Source organism: Streptomyces milbemycinicus, assembly GCF_002154605.1.
Classification (GTDB): Bacteria; Actinomycetota; Actinomycetes; order Streptomycetales; family Streptomycetaceae; genus Streptomyces; species Streptomyces milbemycinicus.
Genome location: NZ_MUNE01000380.1, coordinates 23552 through 30064, shown reverse-complemented (window position 1 = coordinate 30064; position 6513 = coordinate 23552). Strand labels below are relative to the sequence as shown.

At 68.8% G+C, this 6513-nt stretch carries 7 protein-coding genes and 1 pseudogene; 2 read left to right on the top strand and 6 right to left on the bottom strand.

All coding sequences use genetic code 11. The features are described from left to right. The coding region (locus tag CCN51_RS29030) for an FGGY-family carbohydrate kinase (RefSeq protein WP_086860256.1) at window positions 1-1230 on the top strand (1230 nt) is incomplete at its 5' end. On the opposite strand, the gene CCN51_RS29025 is transcribed toward CCN51_RS29030, so the two are convergent. Genes CCN51_RS29025 through CCN51_RS58005 form a run of 3 tightly spaced genes read right to left on the bottom strand, consistent with a single transcriptional unit; the run spans window position 1193 to window position 2085 of the window. Continuing rightward, window positions 1193-1648 (bottom strand): FCD domain-containing protein, encoded by a 456-nt coding sequence (locus CCN51_RS29025; RefSeq protein WP_014173527.1) that lies wholly within the window; start codon window positions 1646-1648, stop codon window positions 1193-1195. The two genes, CCN51_RS29030 and CCN51_RS29025, sit on opposite strands and share 38 nt — an antisense overlap. 9 nt (window positions 1649-1657) lie before the next feature. Then, complete coding sequence (locus CCN51_RS58010; protein WP_014173526.1) at window positions 1658-1876, bottom strand: FCD domain-containing protein; 219 nt, start codon at window positions 1874-1876, stop codon at window positions 1658-1660. Further along, complete coding sequence (locus tag CCN51_RS58005; protein WP_238545273.1) at window positions 1798-2085, bottom strand: GntR family transcriptional regulator; 288 nt, start codon at window positions 2083-2085, stop codon at window positions 1798-1800. The genes CCN51_RS58010 and CCN51_RS58005 overlap by 79 nt, the downstream gene beginning before the upstream one ends. A 198-nt stretch (window positions 2086-2283) precedes the next feature. On the opposite strand from CCN51_RS58005, the pseudogene CCN51_RS29015 reads away from it, so the two are divergent. Further along, window positions 2284-3327, top strand: a pseudogene (locus CCN51_RS29015) (PHP domain-containing protein); the annotation flags it as partial. A 21-nt stretch (window positions 3328-3348) separates the two neighbouring features. Here CCN51_RS29015 and CCN51_RS29010 read toward each other — a convergent pair. From CCN51_RS29010 to CCN51_RS29000, 3 genes are read right to left on the bottom strand one after another with little or no spacing between them, the layout of a single operon-like run. Next, the gene (locus CCN51_RS29010; protein ID WP_014173524.1) at window positions 3349-4185 is read right to left on the bottom strand and encodes a carbohydrate ABC transporter permease; all 837 of its coding nucleotides are present in this window, start codon (window positions 4183-4185) and stop codon (window positions 3349-3351) included. Beyond that, the gene (locus CCN51_RS29005) at window positions 4182-5162 is read right to left on the bottom strand and encodes a carbohydrate ABC transporter permease (RefSeq protein WP_014173523.1); all 981 of its coding nucleotides are present in this window, start codon (window positions 5160-5162) and stop codon (window positions 4182-4184) included. The genes CCN51_RS29010 and CCN51_RS29005 overlap by 4 nt, the downstream gene beginning before the upstream one ends. Beyond that, window positions 5159-6463, bottom strand: a complete 1305-nt coding sequence (locus CCN51_RS29000; RefSeq protein WP_014173522.1) for an ABC transporter substrate-binding protein — start codon at window positions 6461-6463, stop codon at window positions 5159-5161. Before CCN51_RS29000 ends, CCN51_RS29005 begins: the two co-directional genes overlap by 4 nt. Window positions 6464-6513 lie beyond the last annotated feature (50 nt).

Genomic DNA, 6513 nt, shown 5'->3' with positions numbered 1-6513 from the left:
TGTCTGCTGCCCGCCGACGCGGCCGGCCGCCCGCTGCGCCCCGCGATCCTGTACGGGGTCGACACCCGCGCCACCGCCGAGATCGCGGAGCTGACCGCCGAACTCGGCGCGCAGGAGATCCTGGCGCGCGGCGGCTCCCCGCTCACCAGCCAGGCGGTCGGCCCGAAGCTGCGCTGGCTCGCCCGCCATGAACCGGACGTCTGGCGGGCGACCCGCCGGTTCTTCATGGCCTCCAGCCTGCTGGTGCACCGGCTGACGGGGGAGTACGTACTGGACCACCACTCGGCCGGCCAGTGCGACCCGCTCTACGACCTCGACGCCCGGCGCTGGAACGACACCTGGGCCCGGCAAGTCGCCCCCGGTCTTGAACTCCCGGCCCTGGCCTGGCCCGGCGAGGTGGTGGGCACCGTGCACCCGGCCGCCGCGGCGGCCACCGGGCTGCCCGAGGGGGTGCCGGTCACCGCGGGCACCATCGACGCCTGGGCGGAGGCCGCGAGCGTGGACGCGCTGGCCCCCGGCGACACCATGGTGATGTACGGCTCGACCATGTTCCTCACCGTCATGGGCGAGCGGCCGATGCGCCACCCCGCGCTGTGGGGCACCACCGGAGTGCGCCCGGACAGCTACTGCCTCGCGGCGGGCATGGCCACCTCCGGCAGCCTCACCGACTGGCTGCGCGAACTCACCGGTTCGGACTTCGCCACGCTGCTGGCCGAGGCCGAGCGGGTGCCGCCCGGCTCGCGGGGCCTGCTGATGCTGCCGTACTTCGCCGGGGAGCGCACCCCGCTGTTCGACCCCCGGGCGCGCGGCACCGTCATCGGGCTGACGCTGCGTCACGGGCGGGCGGAGCTGTACCGGGCGGCGCTCGAGGCCACCGCCTTCGGGGTGCGCCACAACCTCGAGGCGTTCGCCGACGCCGGGGCCCGTATCGACCGCCTGGTCGCGGTGGGCGGCGGCGCCCGGAGCCTGTGGACGGCCATCGTCTCCGCCGCGATCGGCCTGCCGCAGCAGATCCCGGCCGAGACTGTCGGCGCCTGCCTCGGCGACGCGGCGCTCGCGGCCCAGGCCCTCGGCGTCGACACCGCCGGCTGGAACCCGATCGTCGCGACCGTCGAACCGGACGAGGACTGGCGCGCGGTCTACGACCGCCGGTACCCCCTGTACCGGGAGCTCTACGAGGCGACCCGCAGCATCAGCCACGCCCTGGCCGATGAGGTGACGGCCGAGTGACCCGCGGGCGGCGGTGACCTCCCGCGGTCAGCTCTGCCGCTCGTCGATGCCGGCCATCAGCGCCTGGTGGCTCATCCGCACATGCTCGCGCATCACGCGCTCCGCGCCGTCGCCGTCCTTGGCCAGGATGCAGGGTGAGCACGCGGTGGTGCTCGCTGTCCGACTCGGTGAGCCGCCCCGGCTGGGACAGCGAGGTGCGCACCAGGCGGGCGTAGGCCAACTGGTTCATCAGGGTGCGGTAGTGCGCCTCCAGCTTGCTGTTGTCGGCGCCCTTGACGATCAGGTCGTGGAACTCGTGGACCAGCGCCGCGTACCGCTCGGCGTCGCCCTCCAGCAGCTCCTTCATCTGGAACAGCTCGGTCAGCTCGCGCCGGGACGGCACGGCCACAAAGGTCCCGACCCGCGGCCGGACCTCCACCAACCGTTTCTAAAGACTGAGTGAGGCCAGGTCGGCCTCGGCGAACAGCCGCGCGTCCGACCGCTCGGCGGCCTGCCGCATACGCTCCACACAGGACTGGGAGTGGACCCAGTCGTCCTCGCTCGCCCTGTCCATGGCCAGGGTCAGGGTCAGGGCCAGGCTCTCCAGGGAGTCGCGCAGGGTGTAGAGCTCTTCGACATCCTCGGCGCCCAGGCCGGTGACGTACACCCCGCGCCGCTGGGAGGCGACCAGACCTCCGCCTCGAGCCGGCGCAGCGCGTCCCGCACCGGGCCACGGCTGACGTCGAAGCGCTCGGCGAGCTGGCCCTCGACCAGGTGGGTACCGGACCGCAGCCGGCCGCTGATGACCTGGACCCGCAACTCGTGGGCGACGCGCTCGCCCAGACAGTCCTCCCGCTTGATCGCAAGGTTCTCCACCTCGGGCACCTCTCGTTCGCTCCCCAGCCTGTTCGGCCAACGGCTGACGGGCGATCGTTATCGCGGACGGCGGCCGCGCCCTCGCCACGGGCGCCGGAAGCGGGAACACGCGACCCTGGAGAGGAAACATCAGAGGGCCGGGCCATCGGAGGGCAGGCGCGGCAGAGGGGCCGGCGCGGCAGAAGGGCAGGGCACGCCATGGAACCCGTGGAGGCGCTGGACCGCATCGCGTTCCTCTTGGAGCGCGCCCAGGCCCCGACGTACCGCGTACGCGCCTTCCGTACCGCCGCCGAGGTGGTGTCACAGCTGTCCGCCGATGAGGTGGTGCGGCGGGCGGCCACGGGCGCGCTGCGGTCGCTCAAGGGGATCGGACCTACGACCTTTCAGGTGGTCCGGGAGGCGCTGGCCGGAGAGGTGCCCGGCTATCTGGCGAAGCTGGAGGAGGAGTACCGGGGCGGAGCGTCGGCCGAGGGCGGCCGCCCGGACGAGCGGCCCGGGGCCGCGCTGCGCACCGCCCTGCGCGGTGACTGCCATCTGCATTCGGACTGGTCGGACGGGGGCTCGCCGATCGAGCTCATGGCCCGCACCGCGGCCCGCCTCGGCCATGACTGGGCCGTGCTCACGGACCACTCGCCCCGGCTGACCGTGGCCCGCGGACTGTCCGCGGACCGGCTGCGCGAACAGCTGGAGGTGATCGCGGAGCTGAACGGGCGGCTCGCGCCGTTCCGGCTGCTCACCGGCATCGAGGTCGACATCCTCCTCGACGGCTCCCTGGACCAGGAGCCGGAGCTGCTGGACCGGCTCGACGTGGTGGTGGCCTCGGTCCACTCCAAGCTGCGCATGGACCCCCGCCCCATGACCCGCCGGATGGTCGCGGCGGTGGGCAACCCGCTGGTCGATGTGTTGGGGCACTGCACCGGGCGGCTGCTCGACGGGCGCCGCCCGGAGTCGCGGTTCGACGCCGACGAGGTGTTCGGCGCCTGTGCCGCCGCGGGTACCGCCGTGGAGATCAACTGCCGCCCGGAGCGGCTGGACCCGCCGCGCCGACTGCTGCGCCAGGCCGTTCAGGCGGGCGTCTTCTTCTCGATCGACACCGACGCGCACGCCCCGGGCCAGCTCGACTGGCAGATCGACGGATGCGCCCGGGCGGAGGAGTGCGGTGTCCCCCAGGAGCGGGTCGTCAACACCTGGACGGCCCGCCAGCTGCTGACCTGGACCCGTACCCGCCGGCCCCCGCGCCGGGGGCGCTCAGCCCTTCACCGCTTAGCCCTTCACCGCGCCCGAGGTCAGCCCCTGGACGATATGGCGGCTGGCGAAGGCGAACAGCACCATGGTCGGCACGATGGTGAGCACGGCCGCCGCGGACATCGAACCCCAGTCGATGTTGAAGCTGGAGATAAAGCCGTTCAGTGCCGTGGGGATGGTCTTGTTGGCATCGCTGTTCATGAGGGTGACCGACAGGAAGAGCTCGTTCCAGCAGTTCACGAAGTTGAAGATGAACGCGGCCACGATGCCCGGCTTCATCACCGGCAGCAGCACCCGGAAGAGCGCCCCGAAGCGCGAACATCCGTCGATCATGGCCGCTTCCTCCAGCGCGTCCGGGACGTTCTCGAAGAACCCGCGGAGCATCACGGTGCTGAACGGAATGCACACCGCGATATAGACGAGGATCAGCCCGAGCCGGTTGTCGACCAGTTTCAGCTGGGTCATCATCGTGTACAGCGGGCCGAGCGCGATAAAGGACGGAATCATCTGCGTGACCAGGGCGGCCATCAGCAGCGACGTCTTGCTGCGGAATTCGAACCGCGCCAGCACATAGGCCGAGAGCACGGAGATGGCCGTCGCCACCGTGCCCGCGACCGCCGCGACGAGCAGGCTGTTGGTGAGGTAGTCACCGAATTGGGCCTTGCTGAAAAGCCCCTTGTAGTTCTCGAAGGAGAAGTCCTTGGGCCAGTAGGCGAGCGGGAAGGTGAAGATGTCGCCGGGCGCCTTGAACGAGGTGATGGTGATCCAGTACAGCGGGAAGACCGTGATGACCAGCCAGACCGTCAGAAACGTGATCCGGGTCGCGCGTCCCGCGAAGGACTCCTTGCGTATCAAGACCTCGCTCCCTTCTTCTCGCGGGTGGCCATGAGGTAGAAGACGGAGAACACCAGGAGCAGCGCGACGACGATGAGCCCGAGCGCCGAGGCCTTTCCATAGTCCCCTTGCTGGGTGATCGTGATCATCCAGGTGGTCACGATATGGGTCTCGTTGGACGGTCCGCCGCCGGTCATCCCGAAGATGATGTCGGGGAAGTTGAAGATCCAGATGACCCGGAGCAGCACGGTCAGCGCCAGGGTGGCGCGGATATACGGAATGGTGACCTGGAACAGCGTACGGACCTTGCCCGCGCCGTCGAGTTCGGCCGCCTCGTACAGTTCGTCGGGGATGGACTGCAGCGCCGCCAGGATCATGATGGCGAAGAAGGTGACGCCGTACCAGACATTGGCGATGATGACGGCGACCATCGCCGTCTTGGGCTCGGCCAGCCACGGAATCGGCTCGTCGATCAGCCCCACCTTTGACAGCAGGTCGTTGACGACGCCGAATTCGCTGTTGAACATCCAGCGGAAGAGAATGCCGATGAGAAATCCGGAGATGGCCCACGGGAAGAAGATCAAAGCCTGGTAGAGGCCCCGGAAGCGGAAGCGCCGGCGCAGCCACAGGGCGATCGCGAAGCCGATCACCAGCTGGGGGACGAGCGAGGCGACCACCCAGATCAGGGTGTTGTCGAGCACGGTGTAGAACACCGGGTCGCTGAAGATCGTCTGGAAGTTCTTGAACCCCACCCATGAGGTGTCGGTGAGGTCGTTGAGGTTCCAGTTGCGGAACGCCATCTGACTGCCCGAGATCATCGGGTAGTAGATGAAGACCGCGACGAAGAGGGCGGCCGGAGCCATGAACCCGGCGATGCCCAGGCTCCGGCGGATGGTGAACACCGGTTTGCGGGAGCGCGGGTCCGTCGTCTTGAGGGGCGCGGGCCGGGCGCCCCGCCGGGTGGGGCGCCCCGCCTGCTTGGACGTCGACAGGCTCACGTCTGGCTCTTCCACTTCTTCGTCCAGTACGCGTCCCAGCCGGCCAGCAGCTCCTCGGGCGTCATCTTGCCCAGCAGCATCTTCTGCACCTCGGCGTCGGACTTCTGGACCCACTCGGTCCACCAGGACGCATCACGCGGCTGGACGACGGTGAGGTACGTGTCCGGGTTCTCGGTCATCGTCACATAGCTCGCCCAGGGCCCGGTCCGGTAGAAGGAGTCCTCGCCCGCGCCCTTGAGGATCGGCACCAGGCTGTTCTCCTTGGTGAAGGTGGTCGAGGCATCGCCCTGCGAGAGGAACTCGATCAGCTTGATGGCCTCCGCCTTGTGCTTGCTTTTGGCGGCTATGCCCCAGCCCGCGGATGCCACCGGCTGGACGGCCTTGCCGCTGGGGCCGGCCAGCAAGGGGGCCGTGGTCCACTGGCTCTCCTTGATGGACTTCGACTGGCGCACCGTGGCGATGACCTCGGGGTCCTGGAGCAGGAAGGCCGTGGAGCCGTTGGAGAAGCCCTCCACCATCTCCGGGTAGCCCCAGGCGACGGACGAGGGCGGCGACGCCTTCTTGAACAGCTTGAGGTAGGTCTTCATGGCGTCGAGCGCCTCGGGCGCCGAGAAGATCGTCTTGCCGTTGGTGAGCTTGAACCCGTTCTCGCGGTCGATCTTGTCCGCGACGTACGCCTCGATGACGGCGACCGCGTTGCTGTTGGCGTTGGCCCCGCCCCGGAACGCATAGCCGTAACTGCGCTTGGACGGGTTCTGGATCTTGCTCGCCTGGTTCAGCAGCTCGTCCCAGCTGGCCGGGGGCTGCTTGAAGCCCGCCTCCTTGATCAGGTCGGAGCGGTAGAACAGGCTCAGCCCGTAGAAGCCGTAGGGGATGTAGTAGGTACGGCCCTTGTCGTCCTTGGAGTACTTGACGGCGTTGTCGGTGAGGTCCTTCCAGCCGGACCAGCCCTTGAGGTCCTTGCTCATGTCGTAGAGCCAGCCGTTGGTCCCCCACGGCCCGGCGGTGATGTCCCGTACCTCGAGCGTGTCGACCCCGCTGCCGGACTGCAGCATCTGCTGGATCTTCTGGTCCGCCTGGTCGGTCGGCGGCGAGATGAGATCGACCTTGATCTTGGGGTTCTTCTTCTCGAAGTCCGCGATGAGCTTCTTCAGGACCGCGGTGCGGCTGGGGTTGGTCAGGCTCTCCACCATCTTGAGATGGACCTTGCCGTCGCTCACCCCGGAGGTACAGCCCGTCATGGCCGTCATGACCGTGGTGGCGGCCAGGCCGAGGGCGATGACTGCCTTCCTTCTTCTCATCCCTGTCCTCATTCTGTGGAGTTCCGTGCTGTGGAGTTCCGTGGTACTTC

Excerpts from the sequence above, each read along its gene's own strand:
- CCN51_RS29000 (WP_014173522.1), bottom strand. The coding sequence starts at position 6,463 with ATGAGAAGAAGGAAGGCAGTCATCGCCCTCGGCCTGGCCGCCACCACG.